We start from the raw sequence: 20288 nt of genomic DNA on the forward strand, positions 1-20288 counted from the left end.
TCAAGAACAACTATATCTTATCATACTCTATGCTTTAAGAAATAAAAAAACGGAGTCATCCTTATGATAAGGATCACTCCGTTTTTGGCATTACCGATAGCCGCTTTCGCGTGCCGCTGCTTCATCTTTAATTTCGGCGCGCATCGCCGCGATCGCTTCTTCGCGGCGTTGATTTTTTTCGCGAATTTGCTCCCGTTCTTCCGGGGAAGCAAATTGCATCGTTTCCTCTGCTTTTTCGATATTTTCAATGGTATTTTGTACCATATCTTGCAGTTTTTCGACATTGTCGCTGCGGTCATCCGGGTTTGGGCGATGATGTGCCATCACGCTTCCTCCTTCGTGCTTGTCATTGCTTTTTTCCTCATTACTCGCCTTTCGTTTGTATCACTTGAGCATGTTGGCGAGACTGATCTTGCATTTGTTTTCCTTTATTGCCTCCGGCGGCACGAGGTTGGGTGCCTAGATGGTTCGGATTGAAATGTTTTGGGTTTCCCCTTGGATTGCTCATGCGCTTCGCCTCCTCACCATCTAGTCTGTCCGCCCGGATGACCGCTATGCATGGCTTATTCTGCTTTTTTTAACATTCTTTCTTCCAATTTTTTTTCGATTTTTTCCATTGCTTCACGGTCATTCAGCAATTGCCGTTTATTTTCCATGATTAATTCTCGAAATGTTACTTTACGGGTTTTTCGCATTTTTTCATCCTCCCCTCAATTATTATTTTAATTTCATTAATTCCCAAAATAGATAAAAATTATTACAACTTTTTGAAAAATAACGCAAGGAAAATAAGAAAAGCACCTTTCCATGGAAAGATGCTCTCACTTGCGGAACTCCGCCGTTGCTTCCACCATCTGTTTATACGTCATCGGACCGACAATTTTTTTGCGAATGACCCCATCCCGGTCAATGATATATGATGTCGGAATCGTTTGAATCTGATACAACTTTAGCGCTTTCTTCTTTTCGTCAAGCGCAACCGGGAATGATATTTGATATTCGCTGACAAATGACTTTGCATTTTCACGAGTATCTTGCGACGTTAAATGAACAGCAAGCAATGCCACTTCAGAATGGTAAGCTTTATAAAATTTTTCCATATCAGGCATTTCTTTTTTACATGGCGGGCACCATGTCGTCCAAAAGTTGACGATAACCGGCTTCCCGCGAAAATCCGATAAACGCACCGCTTGGCCATCGAGCGTCCGCAACGAAAAATCCGGCGCAACATTGCCAACAGAAAGGCCAACTTCCTTTGCCTTTTCAGCGGCAAGCGCGTTCCAAATGCCATATCCGGTAATGGCAAGCAGCAAAATAACAGCGATGAATTTTTTCATTTATTTCCCTCCCGCTCGCTTTTATTAAAGCATAAAATCGCAAAGAAAAAAAGCAAAAAGGGGCGTCCATAAGACAACCCCGTTGAGCGGTTAGCGGATGTTTTTATGTTCGTTTTCCATTTTTTTCGTTTCTGCTTCCGCATAAGAAGCAAATTCATGATGAAAGCCGTTTTTTTGCTTGGCGTTGTTGTTTCGTTGCGCATTGGCGTTGCCGAATTTTGTGCGGCCCATTTGTCTTCCTCCTTTACAACAAGGGTACAACAATAGTATAGGTAAATGATGAAAAAATGATGTTGTTATTTTTCCCCTGTCGCGATCGGATTCTCTGGATAAGAAATCCAATCACTCCAACTCCCGGCATACAATCGCACGTTCGCATAACCTGCTTCTTTCAATGCAAGCACGTTAGGGCATGCTGTCACTCCAGAACCGCAGTACACGATAATAGGAGCATCTTTGGGGATTCCGGAAAAACGCTCCGCTTGCTCTTGCGGGCTTTTCCAATTTCCCTCATCCGTTACACAGTCTTTCCAAAACATATGGCGAGCTCCCGGAATATGTCCGGCAACACGGTCGATTGGCTCTTCTTTGCCTGCGTATCGCTTCCATTCCCGTGAATCGATAATGATCGCTGATGACTCTTGAACCGCACGGCGCACGTCATCAACAGTCGCTAACCACGAAGGCTGAAGACGGGGCTGAAATGACCGCGGTTTAACGGCAGCAACCTCCGCTGTGACCGGATATCCTGATTTTTTCCATTTTGTATAGCCTCCATCAAGGACATAAACCCATTCATGCCCAAGATAGCGAAGCAGCCACCAACACCGTGAAGCCATCGCCCCATCCTGATCATCATATGCAACAACGGTAACCGTTTCATCAATTCCCGCTGCTGATAGCTTTCCTGCCAATTCTTCAACGGGCGGAAGCGGATGCCGGCCACCGTGTTTGCCGGCAGGAGCGGATAAATCTTTTTCTAAATCAAAATATAACGCGCCAGGAAGATGATCTTTCCTATATTCCTTTAATCCCCGAGCTGGATCATTAAGATAAAAGCGGCAGTCAATAATGCGGACATTTTCGCGGCCGAGCCGCTCTGCCAGCCATTCGTGTGAAACAATATAGCTCATTTCTCTCCCCCTTGCTTTGTTAAACGCTCCGCATATTCTTTTACCATTTCGGCCGTCACGTATTTTCGCTGCGGCACAACGCCGTGTTTTGCCAACTCATTCATTTCCTTCGTTACTTCATTAATTTTTTCGACAGTAAACGGCAACCCCTTTTGGCAAAGCATAACGGCTTCATCAATATAGCGTTCCCGTTCTGCCTCTAACTGCACAAAACGCTTAATGACCGCATGCTGTTTTTGGATATGGGCGGTAATCGCTTCATGAACTTCACTCATTCCAATCTTCCTTTCCCTTTTCCATAACAAGTGAACGTGCGGCTTTGGCGTGCAACAGCAAAATGGAAACGCAACCAAGCCGCTGACAAAATAAGTATAAACCCCTTTACCCGTTTTTGGAATCCCGGACAAGCGGGCGCCGGCCGCTTCTCTGCCAGCTTTTCTGCCGATTACGGCGCACCCAGCAAGTGAATCTGCTTCATCCATCCCGACGAAAATGGCGTTTATTGTTGCTCTTCTAATAAACTCGCCAGCTGCCGTTCGCAATGATGCAGCTGTTCAACATCCACTTCCGCTGATAGTGTTGCTTGCAAACCGGAAAAATAGTCATCGATTTGCTGCAGAAGAAACGAAGTTAATTGTTTCATCGCCGCAGCATATTGCTCTTTATAAAACTGAAACATGCGTTGTTCTTGTTCTGCGACATAATCGCCGATCGGCCCTTGTATTTGCTTTTCCATTTCTTCTTTCATATAACGTTTTTCATCGCGCTCAAAAAACGATTTTGCGTTTTTGTACATCGACAACGCTTTTGAAAATCTTGCTTCATCGATTTGCGTTAAACCGTCCGGAAATTCTGGTGTCGGAAACGAAACCGATTCTGGCGGCGACAGCGGCACTCCTTGATGGATCTGATTAAGTTTGCCGCATATCTCCACAAAGCGTTCATGAAGACGTTCTTTTAAAAATCGCTCAATTCTTAAGCTTGTCGCGCGCATTTCTTGTGACAAGTCAAACCCGACAGAATGCAGCAATTCTTGCAAACAAGTGCGAAGCGCCTGGCGAATATCGCGGACGTCGTCGCGCAGCACAGCCGGGTTGAACGATTCTTTAAACCAGTCGTTGAAGCGGAACGACACGCGCTGTTTAACGTAATAAACAAGCTCAGCAATTTCTTGTTTGATGGCGTGTACGTCATGGTCAATGGCGACGGAGTCAAGCAGCTCGCGAACCGCCGTTTGTTCCCGGGAAAGCGCGCGTTGTCTGGCGGCTTTTTCCTCATTGCTTCGCCGCGCGGCATCGATAAAGTCGAGAATCGTCTGATGCGCGCGCTTCATTTCAGCATATGCGCCTTGAATCGCGACTTCCACCAGCTCTTCAGAAATAAAACGGGTAAAATCTTCTTCAAACGGCCGGAGACCCGATTCCGTCAAGAAACCGTATCCTTCATCCGCTTTTCTGCCTGTTTTTTCATCAAGGGCGAAACGGCTCGAAAGTGCGTAAAGGCGCGGAAAACGAATGTCGAATTGAGCGAGCTGTTCTTCGACATACTCCAGCACCGCGTTAAGTTCTTCCGGTGAATTCGCCAAATCTGCGGCGTTGACGATAAAAAACATCTTATCCAGCGCAAATGTATCTTTGACGCGCCCAAGCTGGATTAAAAACTCGCGGTCGGCTTTCGAGAACGCATGGTTATAATAAGTGACAAACAAAATCGCATCCGCATTTTTTATATATTCGAACGCAACACCTGTATGCCTTGCGTTAATCGAATCGGCTCCGGGCGTATCGACAAGCGTTATTCCCCGGCGAGTGAGCGCACAATCATAATACAGCTCGACCGATTCAATAAAGCAAGCGGTCGTTTCTTCGGCAACGTATTTCGCAAATTCAGCAATCCCGATGCGAAGCTTGCGGCCGAGGTCGCCTTTCATGCGCTCAATCCCGGAAAGAACCGCTTGAAGAAAAGAATGATGCGGTTTGTCGTGCGCGGCATCCACCTGCATGCCCGCTATCTTCCCGCACGCTGCCATTGCTTCGTCCCACGTTTCCACCTTCATCCCGAAATGGCGGAGCGAAGCTTGAACATCGGAAAAAAGCTGTTGGTCGCTTTTGACTTGGACAACCACCGTGCCGTGCGGACATTCTTCGGTCGGAGGGACAATTTTATTAATCGTCGCGGTCGTCGGATTCGGCGATGACGGCAGCACCCTCTCCCCAATCAGCGCATTGGCAAATGACGACTTTCCGGCACTAAACGCCCCAAAAAGCGCAACGGTAAATGTACGGTGCTCCAATCGCTCGGCTTTTTCCGCCAATTCGCGAACAAACCGATTCATCCCATGGAATCCGGCGACAAGCTTTGCCGCTTTTCGCAGGCGTTCCGCCGTTCTTTGCAATGTTTGCCGCGCCGGCTCTCCCTGACTGAGCGCTCGCTCTTGGATGCGCGGATGTTTCTTTTCCTGAATTTGTCCCGCAGGAACCGCCAGTGATGAACGTTTGCGCTTTCTCATTGCGGGCGGGGCCGTCAACACCGCAAGCCGCTTATGATCTTCCTCTTCTAAAACACGGTCGGACGCCAGCAAACGAACAAGCTGTTCATGCACCTGTTTGCGCGTTTTTTGCAGGTGATCGATCCGTTGAATCCATTCATATTTTTCGTTTTCCGACGCGATTTCGTTTTCAAGCCGCCGGCGCTTTTCTTCCGTTTGTTCCTGCCATTTTTCCAATAATTGGCCAAACAGCTGCATCGCTGCGGTTTGATATCGTTTTTTCACTTCATATGCAACATCGTTCGCATAATGGAGGACGGCTTCCCCAGAAGCGCCCGCCCCCTTTTTCACCAGTCCGCTTAAAACATCCGCTTCCCAATCGGCCGTCCATTGCTGGCAGCGGTGCAATAAGGCAGAATCCCCGATATCGTGCGCTTTCAGGAAGCGGAGCAACAGCTCGCGAACATGCCACTCGATTTGCGAAACCGCTTTTTCTTTTACGTTTTTATAAAACGCCTCCAGCCGTTTTTCCCGCTCTTGCGCGGTTTTGGTTTTAGCAAATAAAAAACCGACTTTAAAATCTGGCTGCATTGATTGCAAATACGCTTTCGCCAGTTCCCTCGTTTCAAACGGCATGATGTTGGCGTTCTCCAACAGAGAATCCAGCTCTTGGCGAAATTCCGTTTCCAAGTTGATATGTATCGCTTCCAGTTGTTTGCGTTCCTCTTGCATCTGGTTGAGGCGCTTTCGTATTTGCTCTTTTTCCGTTTCATCGCTTCCAAGCGCGGCAAGGCGGGCGCGGATCGCCGCTTCTTCCTCCGCATCTTTCTCCGCAAGCCAACGAACGTGTTCATCAACAAGCCGCTTCAGCGCAATTTCCACGCCGTACAAAAGGAGTTCATCTTTTGTTTGGAAAAGCTGCTGAAAACATTTCACTAGCTTATCCCATTCGTTATGCGGATGATTCGCCGCTTTCAAGGAAGTAAAAAATATGCGTTCCACCTTGACGCCCCACGTTTGAAACGCTTCTTCGACAGAGCGGCGGAACTCGGCAAACGACAGCTCATTGTCGCGGTGCTTATCGATTTGATTAATCACAAGGTATAACGTTTTTCCGTAACCCGTTAATTCTTTCGTAAATTGAAAATTTAATTCCGCCTGCACATGGTTGTAGTCCATCATATAAAACACGACATCCGCCAAATGAAGCGCCGATTCGGTGGCGAGCCGATGCGCGTCATCGGTCGAATCGATGCCCGGTGTATCCATTATCACGACTCCGTTTGGGATGCTTGCTGTTTGCCGGCATACTTCGATGAATTCAATCGCATCCCCGTCTTTGCATTGCGCGTGAATTAATTCAAGATCATATGGCGGCTCATACTCCGCTGGCGGCTCATGTTTGTAAAACACACGAATGGATTCCTGCCCTGATTTCACTTTTACAAGATTGGCGCTTGTCGGAATCGGGCTTGACGGCAATAACGGTTCACCAAGAAGAGCATTAATCATGCTCGATTTTCCTGCGGAAAAATGGCCGCAAAAAGCGATGGCAAATTGTTCGTTTGCCGCTTTTTCCAGCAGCTGCTTCGCTTTTTTCGCATTTGTTTCATCGCCGTGGGCAATGAATATATCATGCACATCGATTATTTTTTTAAGCCATGGCGCTAACGATGTTTGCTGAGTGACTGATCCCATGTCCAACCCCCTCGCGTTTATATCATATACAAACATTTTACTGTATTTACGCACTTTTCCCAATACAAAAAATATAAAAAAATCCCGTCCTCTATTTGACGGGGCGAAGCGGCAAAAAACGGGGGCGCTCATCCAATAGGTCGGCGTAATTAGTCAATGATCTCAGCGCTTTTTCTTCCATATCGATCCGAATCGCCAACATGACCGCATTAATGGCGGAAAAAACAAGCGCCGTCCCGTACGCTTGGAACATCAGCGGAATGAGCCACATTTCGAGCACAACCACTACATAGTTTGGATGGCGCAGCCAGCGGTACGGTCCTTTCGCAACCACTTCCGCGTTCGGCAGCACTAAAATTTTTGTATTCCAAAACCGCCCGAGCGACCACAATGTCCAAACCCGTAATCCTTGCGTAGCAGCAAATAAGCCGGAAAGAAGCGGCCACCATGGGGAAAGAGCCGCTCCTTTTGCCAGCGACTCAAAGGCAAACGAAAACAAAAACAATATATGCATGATAACGATCCAACGATAATGACGAACGCCAAATTCTCTTGCCCCCATTGCTTTTAATATCCGTTCATTCCGTTTTGCTATCATAAGTTCGATGATGCGCTCAATGACAATAAACAAAAAGAAAAGATAAAACACCACCCTCATCACTCCCACTTAAGTAAAATCATTTCCGCGCTAAATCCAGGGCCGAGCGCAATTAACAATCCATAGTCGCCTGCTGGAATCGAAGTTTTCATAAACCGCTCCAGCACCATATACACTGTCGCAGACGACATATTGCCAAACTCTTGAAGCACTTGAAATGATACCGTTGTTTTCTCTTTCTGGATCCGCAACGCCGCTTCATATGCATCGATGACTTTTTTTCCGCCCGGATGGGCAATAAAATGATCAATATCACTGATCGACAGATGGTGTTTTTGCAAAAACGATTGCACTTGCGGTTTTAACCATGACTGAATAAGTGAAGGAATATCTTTGGAAAAAACAACGAACAAGCCGTCATCGCGAATGTCCCAGCCCATCACTTCTTCGGAATCAGGCATAAGCGCCGATTGTGCCGCGATCACGCGCGGGCGAACGCCTGCATCCGCCGCTTTGTCCCCCGCAATGCATACGCATGCCACGCCGTCGGAAAACAGAGATGTCCCAATTAAATTGCTTTTCGTACGATCATTTGCCTGAAACGTTAAACTGCAAAATTCCGCCGCAACCACCAGCACTTTTGCCTCGGGAAACGCCAGACAATATTCAAAGGCACGCGCAATGCCCGCTGCTCCTCCCGCACATCCTAGCCCCCAAATCGGAATCCGCTTCGTATGCGGGGAAAATGGCAGCACATTCATGATGCGCGCTTCCACGCTTGGAGTCGCTAAACCTGTTGAGGAGATAAAGAAAATCGCGTCTATTTCCTCATATGCGATTGGTTTTGGCAAAAATGCCGGATGCTGCAAACATTTCCGGATCGACTCACATCCGTATTGAACCGCGCTTTCTATATAAACATCATTTTTTTCCGCAAACCGGTGTTCCGCTTTATACCATTCCAGCGGCCGGACGAATGACCGCGATCGGATTTCTCCGTTTTCAAACACTTTTAAAAGCCGGTCTATCGAAGAAAACGATTGCGCAAATAACTGCTTAACATATTGCTTTATGTCTTCTTGCTTAACTTGATAAGGCATTGCCGCGATTCCGACAGATAAGATTGCTGGCATAAAAACACCTCGATTTTTTTTGCTTTTCCTTTATTGTTATCTTGTTACCAATTGTTGCGTTTATTCCGTTTATATGTAAAAATCCGCTTCCTGTGAAAAGGAAGCGGATTTTTATGATACTTGCTGTTGGTATGCAGAAGAAGCCGGTTTGATGCGCTTCTTATTCGGAATGACGTGAAACAATATGTTTAACACAATCGCTGTGACACTTCCGGCAACAATGCCGCTGTCTGTCAAAATCCGGATGCTTGCCGGCAGCTCGGCGAACAAGTTCGGAACTGCCGTGACGCCAAGCCCCATGCCGACCGAACAGGCAATGATAAATAAGTTTTCTTGCGAGGCAAACTCGACTTGGCTTAACATTTTGATTCCGTAGGCAATGACCATGCCAAACATCGCCAGCATCGCGCCGCCGAGCACTGGTGCTGGGATAATGGTTGCTAACGCGGCGATTTTCGGAACCAATCCGAGCACAATCAGCATCGTTCCGGCGACATAAATGACTTTCCGCGTCTTCACTCCTGACAGCTGGACGAGGCCGACGTTTTGCGAATATGTCGTATACGGAAACGCGTTAAACAAACCGCCGATGATCATCGCCAACCCTTCTGCCCGATAACCGCTGGCCAAATCTTTTTCCGACAATTTTCGGTTGCAAATATCACTGAGCGCAAAATAAACTCCTGTCGATTCGACGAGACTGACGATCGCTACAAGCACCATTGTCAAAATGGCTGTCCCATTAAATGTCGGAACGCCGAAGTAAAAAAGATGGGGGATGTGAACCCACGAAGCTTCCGTGACCGCACTGACATCCACTTTTCCCATCAATGCTGCCGCGATCGTCCCGGCGACCATCCCTAACAAAATAGCAATCGAACGGATAAATCCCGTAAAGAACCGGTATAAAACAACAATGAATAAAAGCACTCCAAATGAAAGCGCGATATTGTGGATATCCCCGAAATCCTTGGCTCCCTGCCCGCCTGCCATATTATTCATCGCTGCCGGAATTAGCGTAAGGCCGATAATGGTAACGACCGATCCGGTAACAATCGGCGGAAACAAAACACGCAATTTGCTAAAATACTTCGCAATAATAACCACGAACAGCCCCGCTGCGATAATCGCCCCATACACCGCGGACAGCCCATACTGCTTGCCGATCGCAATCATCGGGCCGACCGCGGTAAACGTACATCCTAACATGACAGGCAAACCGATGCCGAAAAATTTATTTTTCCACACTTGAAACAGTGTCGCCACTCCGCACGTAAACAAGTCGATCGCCACTAAATATGTCAGCTGGGCGCTCGTAAGCTGCAGCGCCCCTCCGACAATAAGCGGAACGATGATCGCGCCTGCATACATAGCGAGTACATGTTGAATCCCTAATGAGCCCAATTGAACTGTTTTCATTGGTACATCACCTCTTTCACAAATTGGACCTTTCCATCTCGCATTGACGCAATTCGCGCTAGTGACATGACGCGAAATCCGCGCGAGCGGAGCAATTGCCCGCCATCTTGGAACGCCTTTTCGATCACAATGCCAATTCCGGCCACAGAAGCGCCTGACTGTTGGACGATGTTCGTAAGGCCTAAAGCCGCTTGGCCATTCGCTAAAAAATCATCAATGATCAAAACATGATCTTGGCGGCGGAGAAGCGACTGGGAAACGAAAATTTCCGTTTCTTCTTGTTTTGTAAATGAATACACTTTTGCTGTATACACATCTTCCGAAAGTGTTACCGGCTTTCGTTTACGTGCCACTAATAACGGGACACCTAATTCATAAGCTGTCATCAGGGCAGGGCTAATGCCAGATGACTCGATCGTCAGCACTTTTGTAATTCCTTCATGGCGAAACGCATTGGCAAACGTTTCGCCAATCTTTTTCATCAGTTGAGGATCTACTTGATGATTCAAAAAGCGATCCACTTTTAACACATGTTCGGAAAGCACTTTTCCTTCTTCGACAATCTTTTTCATTAACTCGCGCATACCGTTCCTCCTTAAAAAATAAAAAAGCTTAAAAAACACTGGCCTCACCCATCAAATGAGTCAGGCAATGTCTTTTAAGCAAAAAACAGCCAAGACGAATGCCATTGGCTTTCGCCTAGTCATGCCGCTCTGACATTGCCACTCATAGTCGGCCGATTTACGGTCGGCCGGTAGAGACTTGCAGGCCATATTCCTGCAATTATATGAGTGAGTCAGCAATATAAAGTTATTAGCAGTATAGCATGATTTTTTCCGTTTGAAAAGCGGTTTTCATATATTCACGAACATTTTAAGACAAAAAAACTTTATAGTTCGGAAATAATGAATGAAAACACCGTCCGACAATCACTGTTTTTCCTCCATGCTTCCCCGTGGCAGATGGCAATAAAAAGTGGAGAAACTTGTCAAAAAATCCTATTGGAAATGTCGGTGTTCACAATATTTTCACATTTTTTCTGCCGCATGTGACGAAAATCACTGTTATATCAATTTTTTTATATTATCATAGTGAAAAAGTAAGGAATGAACAATTTGTGAACTAGTAAAATACTCCTACCATTTTCCAAACGATTTTGTATGATGAAAGTGAAAAGAGCATTTTGGAAAGGGGGATAAAAATGGCCAAAGCGGAATTACAACAAACAAGTCCAAAAATGAAAGAGAAAGAGCCGCCGCTAAAAGGCACGCTCGCCTCCGTGTTTTTGCTCGGATTTTTCATTATTTTTTCATGGGTTAGCGTTTATTTCTTATTCTTGCACCGCTTATAAGTGGGGATTTATAAAGGAGGGGATATCGAATGCATCTGCATAAATACGAGAAAATTTGGCTTGCGTTCGGAATCGGTTGTCTTTTCGTCTTCTTAACCGTCATCGGCGTAAGCGCATTCGCCGAAGGCAATCAGCCGCCAAGCTGTTTGACGACCATCGATCCGGAAAAGGTAGATCAAACACCGCCGTTTGACAAACCTGGATTAGTGAAGACCGGGAATAATGAATATCAACTTAACATTGTCGTATCTGCCTTCGCATTTACGCCAAACCAAATTGAAATTCCAAAAGGGGCAAAAGTGACAATCAATGTGACATCAAAAGATGTGATCCACGGTTTTGAAGTAGCTGGCACCAACGTCAATATGATGGTGGAGCCTGGTTATATTAACACGCTAACAAAAACGTTCGATAAAACAGGCGAATATACGATCCTTTGCAATGAATATTGCGGTGCCGGTCACCATGTGATGACTGGACGAATTAAGGTGGTGGATTAAATGATGGGAGAAACAATGAAAGTAGACCGTCGTGACGCAAAATTGGCGCTGGCGCATCTTTATGTCGCATTTATCGCGCTCGCATTGGGCGGATTGGCAGGATTATTGCAAACATTAGTGCGTTCAGGAAAATTTAATTTGCCGGCAGGCATCAGCTATTATACAATTTTAACGACACATGGCGTATTGCTTGGCCTTGTCTTAACAACATTCTTTATTATCGGTTTCCAATTTGCCGCAGTAAGCCGGACGTCCGGAGCGTTTTCCGACCGTGTCCGTTTTTGGGGCTGGGTTGGCTTCTGGACAATGACTATCGGCACGGCAATGACGGCGTTTTTCATTTTAACCGGGCAAGCTGCTGTCCTTTATACATTCTATGCGCCATTGCAAGCACATGCCGGTTTTTATCTTGGCTTAACGCTCGTTGTCGTTGGCAGCTGGATTAGCGGTTTTGCCATTTTCGCACATTATGCCCGCTGGAAAAAACAAAACCCTGGCAAAGCAAGCCCGCTTCTTACCTTTATGTCTGTAACAAATATGATTTTATGGCTTGTGTGCACGTTGGGCGTTGCTGCAACCGTTTTAATTCAATTGTTGCCATGGTCGCTCGGCATCACAGACCGAATCAATATTTTAGTCAGCCGGACGTTGTTCTGGTATTTTGGGCACCCGCTCGTCTATTTCTGGCTGCTGCCAGCTTATATGATTTGGTATGTCGTCATCCCAAAAGTGATTGGCGGGAAAATTTTCTCTGATTCGTTAGCACGTTTAGCATTTATATTGTTCCTGTTTTTCTCGATTCCTGTCGGATTCCACCATCAATTGCTTGAACCAGGCATTACGCCGTTTTGGAAATACGTGCAAGTTGTTTTAACATTTATAGTTGTCATTCCGTCGTTAATGACTGCATTTGCCATGTTCGCGACATTTGAATCATACGGGCGCTCCAAAGGCGCAAAGGGAATATTTGGCTGGCTCCGCACACTTCCTTGGGGGGACGCGCGCTTTTTCGCGCCGTTTGTCGGAATGTTGTTCTTTATCCCTGGAGGTGCCGGCGGAATTATTAACGCTTCCCACCAATTGGACCAAGTCGTCCACAATACGATCTGGGTAACGGGGCATTTCCATTTAACCGTGGCAACGACCGTTGTGCTGACGTTCTTTGGCGCCGCATATTGGCTCATTCCGCATTTGAGCGGCCGCGTCATGACGAAAGCGATGAACCGCCTCGCTATTATTCAAACCATCGTCTGGGCGATCGGCATGACGTTTATGTCCGGATCGATGCATTTTGCCGGATTGCTTGGGGCGCCTCGTCGTTCGGCGTTTTCCACTTACGGAAACTCGCCGCAAGCGCTTGAGTGGATTCCGTATCAAATTGCCCAAGCGGTCGGCGGAACGATTTTATTCATCGGCATTATTTTAGTTCTTGTAATTGTCACGAACTTAGCGTTTTTCGCACCAAAAGGGGAAACAGAGTTTCCGGTCGCCGAAGCGGCAGAACCGGCGGAACGCACAGCGCTTGCGATGGAAAACTGGAAATTATGGCTTGGAATTACTGTGGCGCTCATTTTAGTCGCTTACACGATTCCGTTTGTCGACATGATTCAAAACGCGCCGCCGGGATCAAAAGGGTATAAACTATGGTAATAAAACCATCCCCCTCCTGCAAACAGGAGGGGGATTTGTTTATACCTGATATATCGCTTTATATTTTTCTTCTAAATAGCGAATCAAATAGTCGGCGTTTAATCCTTCGCCCGTTGCGTCTCGCAAAATTTCCAGCGGTTTTTTCGTTTTCCCGAAGCGATGCACCCGCTCTGTCAGCCATTCGCGAATCGGCGACAATTCCCCTTTTTCAAGCAATTCGTCGAAATGCGGCAAATCCTTTAACATCGCGTGCTTGAACTGGGCGGCATACATATAGCCGAGCGCATAAGACGGGAAGTAGCCGAAGCTGCCGCCAGACCAATGGACATCTTGCAAAACGCCGACCGCGTCATTGTCTGGCCGGATGCCGAGATATTCCTCGTATTTACCGTTCCAAATCTCCGGCAAATCTTTTACCTCGACCGTTCCATTGAACAATCCTTTTTCGATTTCGTAGCGAATAATAATATGCAGCGGATACGTCAATTCATCGGCCTCGATGCGGATAAGCGACGGTTTTGCTTCATTAATCGCGCGATAAAACGCGTCGAGAGGCACGCCGGAAAACTGATCAGGAGCATATCGCTGCAAACGCGGATAATTGCGTTTCCAATATGCATAATGGCGGGCGATAAAGTTTTCGTAAAATAGTGACTGCGATTCATGAATGCCCATCGATGTACCCGTACATAACGGCGTGCCGATCAACGCTTCTGAAATATGCTGTTCGTATAAAGCGTGTCCGCATTCATGAATCGTTCCAAAGATGGCAGTGCGAAAATCGCGTTCATCATACCGTGTCGTTATCCGGACATCGTTCGGATTGAGGCCGATCGCAAACGGATGGACTGTTTCATCCAACCGGCCTTTCGCAAAATCATAACCAAGCTCTCGCAATAATTCCAGACTGAAAGCACGCTGCTTTTCTTTTGGAAACGGATGGAACAAAAACGACGTTTCCGGCTTGTTTGGAGACGCGACCACTTCTTGCACAAGCGGAACAATATGTTCGCGCAGCTTTTGAAACACTTCGTCCAGCACATCCACCGTGATTCCAGGCTCATATAAATCAAGCAGCGTATTGTACGGGTTTCCTTCATATCCCCAATATTCAATAAATCGTTTATTGAATTCCACTAATTTTTCTAAATACGGGCGGAACAAGGCAAAATCCGCCGTTGCCTTCGCTTCTTCCCATACGCTTTCCGCTTTCGATTGCAGCACGACGTATTCTTTATATTCATCTGCCGGAATTTTTTTGTTTCGTTCGTATTCTTTTTTGCATTCTTCCAACGTATAACGGGTGATTTCCGAAAGCTGCTCATACGCGTTTTTTGGCGACAATTCGGCGATGAAAGCAGCCATTTCTTCCGATGTGGACATTTTAAACACTTCTTGCGACAAAATGCCGATCACTTCCGAACGTTGTTCCACTCCCTTTTTTGGGGCGCCTGTCCGCAGATCCCAATACATTAATTGAATCGCTTCATTATAGCTCATCATTTTTTTCACATATTGCAAAAACTGTTCCTCTATTTTCTTGATCATTTTGTTTCCTCCTGTATCCTTTCTTGCATTGATAATATTTCCATGATCAAGAGCGGATTTCCTCTTTTTCGCGATAAAAAAAGAGGAAAGAAATTATTCTTCCCTCACTTTTGTCGGCAGTACCTCCTTAATTGCTTCAATCACCCGCTTGTCCTCATCAGCTGTCACAAAAATCGATACGATGCCGCGGTCTCCGTGGGTGCGGATCAAGCGGCCCACTCCCTGCCGGAGCCTTAGTAACATATACGGCACATCGACACCCCAAAACGGATCGTCATATGCCTTTCGCTTCGCCTGAAATACCGGATCGTTCGGCGGATAAGGAAGCGACCAAATAATGACGTTCGATAGCGATGGCCCCGGAATATCCAATCCTTCCCATAAATGTTCCGAGCATAATATCGTTTCTTCATTTGCTTGGAAAGTCGCGACAAGTTCGCTAATTTCTTTGTCCCCTTCAAACAAAAAGGTGAATTGTTTCTCACCGCCCGCTAGTTCCTTAAATTGTTGCAACTCTTGTCTTGACGGGAACAAAATAAGCGCCCGCCCTTCTGTTTCGCGAATTTTGCGCAACGCATACTCATATTTTTGTGAGAATAAGTTTTCATCATTCGTAAACGCCGGCATAAAAATCGTCATTTGGTTGTCGTAATCAAACGGCGAGTCTACGCTAAACGATAAATATTCATCAATTCCAAGGCTTTCGGCAATATATTGAAATGATTTGCGGTTTGATAGTGTGGCAGAGGAAAAAATAAATGGAATGCGCTTGCTGAACACTTTTTCCCGTAATACTTCCTGCACGGTGCGCGGCATCACAACAAGGGTCGTTTCTTGCCGGGACGACTCCAGCCACGTAATGGCATCAGCGTTATTCATAAATAAATCCAGCGAGTATTCAATTTGATCTAAATATTCATCGACAATGTTTAATTGATAATGGTCAATTGTATACGTTTCACTTTCAAACACAAGCTCATTGCCAATCTCCACAATTTTTCCATGCAATTGCTTGGCAAGGCGAAGCAATTTCGGCGAAAAGGAAATTTCTTGGCGGTTCGAGCCGGCCACTTCTTTGGAGCATGTTTTCAACTCATCAAAAAATCGTACGCTTACTTGCAACGTTTCTTCGATCAAATAAGCAAGCTCTTCGCGGATATCGTTTTCCAACAGCCGCGTCAGCAGCGTTTCCAACGTTGTTTCTTTCATCCGGTAGGTTAACGCTTTTTGCGCCGCAAACTCCAATAAATGCCCTTCGTCAAAGACAACACAGCTTGCCTCTGGCAAAAGCGGGAGCTGCCCTTCGCGTTTACGCGCTTCATATGTCCAAACATGTTCCATGTAAAAATCATGTGAACAGATGATTAAATCCGTCGCTTTCCGATAATATTCCCGCGATAATGTTTGCCCGCAGCGATGGCGCTTTTCGCACGTAAAGCAGTCTTGGAACGGGTCCCACGCGATTTTTTGCCATTGTTCATCGCTTAAATGGGCGTATTCTTTGCGATCGCCATAATGATAGAATGCTTGCAGCGGCTTATTATCATGAACAAACGCCGGGAGCTCGTCGTAAATTTGTTCGTAAAGCTCGATATCTTTGTCATCATACATGACGATTTCATCAAGTTTATTTAAGCATAAATATTGATCTGGCGATTTCGCTAAGCGGACGTCAATCTGCAAACCTAGCACATTCGATAATTTCGCAATATCTCCTTCTTTTTTTACAAGCTGTTCAATAAGCGTTTCGTCAGCACAGGCAATAATGGCAGGCTTCCCTGTATAACGGGCGTAGCAAATCGCATAAAGCAAATAAACGATCGTTTTTCCGGTGCCGACTCCCGCCTCGGCAAACATTACTTTTTTCTCGCGAAATGCGCGTTCAAGCTGAAACGCCATATATATTTGTTCATCGCGCAGCTCAAACCCCGCTTCTGGCAAAATGTCGTAAAAGACATCGCCAATCCATTCGCCTAGTTTATCAAAAAAATTTTCGTTTTTTTCTAGCGTAAAAGGATAGCGCTCACGGCTCATCGTCCAAAAACCCTCCAAAAATATAAAAAATATAATAAAACCTTTTCCTTCTGTCCCAATCTGTCCGATGCAACTCGCTATTTGTTTTTTACAAGATTTAATGGCCCACACAAACTGATTGTTTAGCAAAAAACAGCATTTTGGCAGCGCGCAGTGCCTGTTTCTCCGCGCGCCAGCGATCTTGTGAAAAAGTCTAACAAGATATTATTATGATTGATCGTGCAACAGAAGTCAATAAATTAAGAAATGAGCCGTGCGCAAACTTTCCGACTACTTTTACTTTATGCTTTCAGAGAACTAGATATGCGGTACGCAAATGCCTGCTTCCACATTTTTTTTGCCGCTTCAATTTGTTTTAAATGCTCATCTTCGGCGCTTTGCTGCACTAAAAATTCATACGCATGGTCGAGCGCTTCGGAAATTTTGATCCAGTCAATGGAAGAGTGTCTCATCGCATATCCCCTTCTTGCAAAAATATTCATTGTAATATCCGTATTATATGCAAAAAGGGATTTTCTCATTCTCTGCTAAATGGCAATATTGCGATTTTATCGAATCCGTGTTTCACTGCTATCATGCGGCCCCGCCAGCCGTTGAATGATCTTAAATGCACTGATCAGCGCGAAAATGATTCCACATATCTAAAAATTCATACAGCTCGCCAATGGTCAGCGGATTTGACACATAATATCCTTGGACAAAATCACAACGTTGCTCTTCTAGTATTTGATACTGTTTCTCTGTTTCCACGCCTTCCGCCACCACTTGGATTTGCAGGCTGTGCGCCATCATAATAATCGCCTTGACAATAGCCAAGTCTTCTTGGTATTGAGATAATTGTTTGATAAAACTTTGATCGATTTTCAATACATCAATCGGGAAACGATGCAAATAGCTTAATGAGGAAAATCCCGTTCCAAAGTCATCGATCGCAATGCTGATTCCCATTGTTTTTAACGTGGTGAGCCTTCCCACCGACTGGTCAGCATGAGGCATAATGGCGCTTTCCGTCAATTCCAGCTCGAGCGAACGCGGATTCACGTTAACCGATTCTATCGTTTTTTGCAATTTCTCCAAAAAATCGATTTGCTGAAAATAGATGGGAGAAATATTGATGCTCATTTTCACATAAGGAAATTGCCATTGCAATTGTTTCAAATCTTCACATGCTTGCATGATAATCCAGTCGCTAATCGGCGTAATTAAGCCTGACTCTTCGGCAAGCGGAATAAATTGTCCTGGAGAAATAACCCCTTTTTCGTGATGATTCCATCGGATCAGCGCCTCTACCGCGCGAATTTGCTTTGTTTTCATGTCAACTTGCGGCTGATAGTAAAGCGCAAATTCTCCCAAGTCAAACGCTTTCCTTAATGCAGTTTCCAGTTGAAACAAATGTCTGCCATTGTTGTTCATACCGTCATGATACAAAACAAACTGGTTTCTTCCGTTCGTTTTTGCTTGGTACATTGCGCGATCCGCCATGCGTATCAATGTTTCTTTATCTGTTCCGTCATATGGGTAAACGCTGATTCCGATGCTGGTCGATATATACACTTCTTGATGGTTAACGTTAAACGGCCTTTTTAATGATTCAATGATGTTTTCCGCCATATATACCGCTTCGCGGATATGTTTTAAGTTTGGCAAAATAATGACGAATTCGTCCCCGCCAAATCTCGCGATCGTATCTTGCTTTCGCAGCATTCCGTTAAGGCGTTGTGCCGTTTCTTTCAATAACATATCTCCCATGTGATGTCCTAACGTATCGTTAATGTTTTTAAAGCGGTCTAAATCTAAAAATAATAATGCAAATGACTGATTATGTTTTTTGGACATTCGAATAATGCTTTCCAGTCGTTTTTCGAACAAATAGCGGTTCGGCACATTGGTTAATGGGTCGTAAAGGGCCAGTTTTGTCAATTGCTCCATATTTCGCTTATGTTCTGTAATATCGGAAAAAATCGCCACATAGTTCGTCACATTCCCTTGTTGGTCCTTTACTGCGCTTATCGTCAGCCACTCCAGATACAATTCCCCGTCTTTCCGCTTATTCCATATTTCTCCTTTCCACACTCCATATTGGTTGAGGGCATTCCACATTTTTTCATAAAATGATTTATCATGCATTCCTGATTGCAAAATGCGCGGATTTTTGCCAATCACTTCATCCGCGCTGTATCCGGTAACGATTTCAAACGCCGGATTGACGAATAAAATGCGATTTTGTGCGTCTGTCACTATCATGCTTTCACTGGAATATTCGAGAATATTTTTGGCAATGCCGGCAAATGTATGTACATCGATTAGCTTTCGATAATAATCATGCACTTCCATCCCTCTCCCTTCCATCACTACTGGAAATATAAAACATATTTACACTGTGATTATAGCGATTTTAGTGCGGGATAGGAAAGCAAAAATAAAAAGCTCTCCTTTGCGAAAGGAGAGCTTTTCACGAAATATGCAGACGTTAATAATGTTCTATAAGCCATGTTCTGTACCTTCGTACTGCTAGCGGCTTGTCGCCTCGTACTCCGGCGGTAATCATCTATCTACAGATGGAAAAATTCCATCTGTCCTTCCCTCCGTTCATTTCCTTCGGGAAGGCGCCCCTACCATCATTTGGGTTTCTCGCTCGTGGGGTTTACCGCGTTCCACCTCTAAGGTTTCCCTTAGAGCTGCGTCACTGTGGCACTTTCAGGGTAATCGAACCATATCCCACAACGGGACTTAGGTTCTTTCCCCGCCGTCAGCCCAGCGTTGCGCCAGACTGCCCTAGCTTATGGTTTCGCTAGGCACGAACACTACGGGCATCTCAGCACCGTGCGAGCATGGACTTTCCTCTACGGCAATGCTGCCGCAGCGATTACCCGAACATTATTAACGTCCTGTGCATATTGTAGTATAGTTTATTTTTGGAGTGATTTCAATGAAAAAATTTTCTATCTATATGTATTCAACAAACGCTGTTTTGCATTGGCGCGCATAAAAAATTAATCGTATAATTTGTTGCCAAATACATGTTTTTCTAAATTGGACAGCCGCCGCAAAATATCATAATTTGTCGTTCCTGCTTGGGCAGACGGCCGTTTTTGCAGCTCTTCCACTTGCCGTTTCAGACGAGCGTTTTCTTGCTGCAACTGCTCAATTTCTTGTTGAAATGTTTCATAATCTTTAATAATAATGTCCAAAAATTGATCGACTTCGTCTTGATTGTACCCCCGCATGCTCACTTTAAATTCTTTTTCTAAAATATCTTTTGGCGTTAATTTAATACGACCGGCTAACATCACTTTCACCTCAATTTCGCATTCCGCTATTGTCTTTACTTTATTTTTTCAGAAATCCAACCGATTGTCAATTTGCGCTTCGCTGTCCGCGCCTCTTCTATAATAGCGT

General features: G+C 45.4%; 20 protein-coding genes, 1 other RNA gene and 1 riboswitch. Of the genes, 3 read left to right on the plus strand and 18 right to left on the minus strand.

Annotated elements, in window-relative coordinates; genetic code table 11:
- Positions 1 to 90: 90 nt before the first annotated feature.
- The 12 genes from tlp to AOT13_RS14160 form a co-directional block, all read right to left on the minus strand.
- Complete coding sequence (gene tlp / locus AOT13_RS14115; RefSeq protein ID WP_003250068.1) at positions 91 to 324, minus strand: small acid-soluble spore protein Tlp; 234 nt, start codon at positions 322 to 324, stop codon at positions 91 to 93.
- Positions 325 to 364: 40 nt separating this feature from the next.
- Entirely contained in the window at positions 365 to 508 is a 144-nt protein-coding gene (locus AOT13_RS14120) for an acid-soluble spore protein N (RefSeq protein ID WP_003250067.1), read from the minus strand.
- Between the two features lie 55 nt (positions 509 to 563).
- Positions 564 to 695, minus strand: coding sequence for an FbpB family small basic protein (locus AOT13_RS19680; RefSeq protein ID WP_013400675.1), 132 nt, complete (start codon positions 693 to 695; stop codon positions 564 to 566).
- Between the two features lie 126 nt (positions 696 to 821).
- Positions 822 to 1337 (minus strand): TlpA disulfide reductase family protein, encoded by a 516-nt coding sequence (locus tag AOT13_RS14125; RefSeq protein WP_003250066.1) that lies wholly within the window; start codon positions 1335 to 1337, stop codon positions 822 to 824.
- A 90-nt stretch (positions 1338 to 1427) separates the two neighbouring features.
- Complete coding sequence (locus AOT13_RS20645; protein ID WP_013876830.1) at positions 1428 to 1568, minus strand: hypothetical protein; 141 nt, start codon at positions 1566 to 1568, stop codon at positions 1428 to 1430.
- Between the two features lie 65 nt (positions 1569 to 1633).
- Positions 1634 to 2470, minus strand: a complete 837-nt coding sequence (locus AOT13_RS14130) for a sulfurtransferase (protein WP_003250065.1) — start codon at positions 2468 to 2470, stop codon at positions 1634 to 1636.
- On the minus strand, positions 2467 to 2745 hold the full coding sequence (locus tag AOT13_RS14135) for a YpbS family protein (RefSeq protein ID WP_003250064.1): 279 nt from the start codon (positions 2743 to 2745) through the stop codon (positions 2467 to 2469). Before AOT13_RS14135 ends, AOT13_RS14130 begins: the two co-directional genes overlap by 4 nt.
- 224 nt (positions 2746 to 2969) lie before the next feature.
- Positions 2970 to 6656: a dynamin family protein gene (locus tag AOT13_RS14140; protein WP_042383755.1), complete on the minus strand. Its 3687-nt coding sequence runs from the start codon at positions 6654 to 6656 to the stop codon at positions 2970 to 2972.
- Between the two features lie 91 nt (positions 6657 to 6747).
- Positions 6748 to 7314, minus strand: coding sequence for an isoprenylcysteine carboxyl methyltransferase family protein (locus tag AOT13_RS14145; protein WP_035501964.1), 567 nt, complete (start codon positions 7312 to 7314; stop codon positions 6748 to 6750).
- Positions 7314 to 8387, minus strand: coding sequence for a type III polyketide synthase (locus tag AOT13_RS14150; protein WP_013876828.1), 1074 nt, complete (start codon positions 8385 to 8387; stop codon positions 7314 to 7316). Before AOT13_RS14150 ends, AOT13_RS14145 begins: the two co-directional genes overlap by 1 nt.
- Before the next feature lie 111 nt (positions 8388 to 8498).
- Complete coding sequence (locus tag AOT13_RS14155; protein WP_042383757.1) at positions 8499 to 9806, minus strand: nucleobase:cation symporter-2 family protein; 1308 nt, start codon at positions 9804 to 9806, stop codon at positions 8499 to 8501.
- Positions 9803 to 10390, minus strand: a complete 588-nt coding sequence (locus AOT13_RS14160) for a xanthine phosphoribosyltransferase (RefSeq protein ID WP_003250059.1) — start codon at positions 10388 to 10390, stop codon at positions 9803 to 9805. The genes AOT13_RS14155 and AOT13_RS14160 overlap by 4 nt, the downstream gene beginning before the upstream one ends.
- Before the next feature lie 125 nt (positions 10391 to 10515).
- Positions 10516 to 10617: riboswitch (purine riboswitch) on the minus strand.
- 390 nt (positions 10618 to 11007) lie between these two features.
- Between AOT13_RS14160 and AOT13_RS14165 the strand changes: the two genes are divergently transcribed.
- The 3 genes from AOT13_RS14165 to AOT13_RS14175 are packed head-to-tail and all read left to right on the plus strand — an operon-like array spanning position 11008 to position 13307.
- Positions 11008 to 11157, plus strand: coding sequence for a cytochrome c oxidase subunit 2A (locus AOT13_RS14165; protein WP_013400667.1), 150 nt, complete (start codon positions 11008 to 11010; stop codon positions 11155 to 11157).
- Between the two features lie 29 nt (positions 11158 to 11186).
- Entirely contained in the window at positions 11187 to 11657 is a 471-nt protein-coding gene (locus AOT13_RS14170; RefSeq protein WP_013400666.1) for a cytochrome c oxidase subunit II, read from the plus strand.
- A complete protein-coding gene (locus AOT13_RS14175; RefSeq protein ID WP_042383760.1) occupies positions 11658 to 13307 on the plus strand; it encodes a b(o/a)3-type cytochrome-c oxidase subunit 1 in 1650 nt (549 codons plus the stop codon).
- Between the two features lie 39 nt (positions 13308 to 13346).
- On the opposite strand, the gene AOT13_RS14180 is transcribed toward AOT13_RS14175, so the two are convergent.
- The 6 genes from AOT13_RS14180 to gpsB all read right to left on the minus strand — a co-directional run bounded on the left by AOT13_RS14180 (position 13347) and on the right by gpsB (position 20179).
- Positions 13347 to 14855: a carboxypeptidase M32 gene (locus tag AOT13_RS14180; protein WP_003250056.1), complete on the minus strand. Its 1509-nt coding sequence runs from the start codon at positions 14853 to 14855 to the stop codon at positions 13347 to 13349.
- Positions 14856 to 14948: 93 nt separating this feature from the next.
- Complete coding sequence (locus tag AOT13_RS14185; protein WP_042383762.1) at positions 14949 to 16889, minus strand: ATP-dependent DNA helicase; 1941 nt, start codon at positions 16887 to 16889, stop codon at positions 14949 to 14951.
- A 281-nt stretch (positions 16890 to 17170) separates the two neighbouring features.
- Positions 17171 to 17341, minus strand: a complete 171-nt coding sequence (locus AOT13_RS20650) for a hypothetical protein (RefSeq protein WP_013400665.1) — start codon at positions 17339 to 17341, stop codon at positions 17171 to 17173.
- A gap of 151 nt (positions 17342 to 17492) precedes the next feature.
- Positions 17493 to 19223 carry a putative bifunctional diguanylate cyclase/phosphodiesterase gene (locus tag AOT13_RS14190; protein WP_232511534.1) on the minus strand — a complete coding sequence of 577 codons (1731 nt, stop codon included), beginning with the start codon at positions 19221 to 19223 and terminating at the stop codon, positions 17493 to 17495.
- A gap of 145 nt (positions 19224 to 19368) precedes the next feature.
- Positions 19369 to 19767, minus strand: an RNA gene (gene rnpB, locus AOT13_RS14195) — RNase P RNA component class B.
- Positions 19768 to 19882: 115 nt separating this feature from the next.
- Positions 19883 to 20179, minus strand: coding sequence for a cell division regulator GpsB (gene gpsB, locus AOT13_RS14200; protein WP_003250052.1), 297 nt, complete (start codon positions 20177 to 20179; stop codon positions 19883 to 19885).
- Positions 20180 to 20288 lie beyond the last annotated feature (109 nt).

This window comes from Parageobacillus thermoglucosidasius (assembly GCF_001295365.1).
Classification (GTDB): domain Bacteria; phylum Bacillota; class Bacilli; order Bacillales; family Anoxybacillaceae; genus Parageobacillus; species Parageobacillus thermoglucosidasius.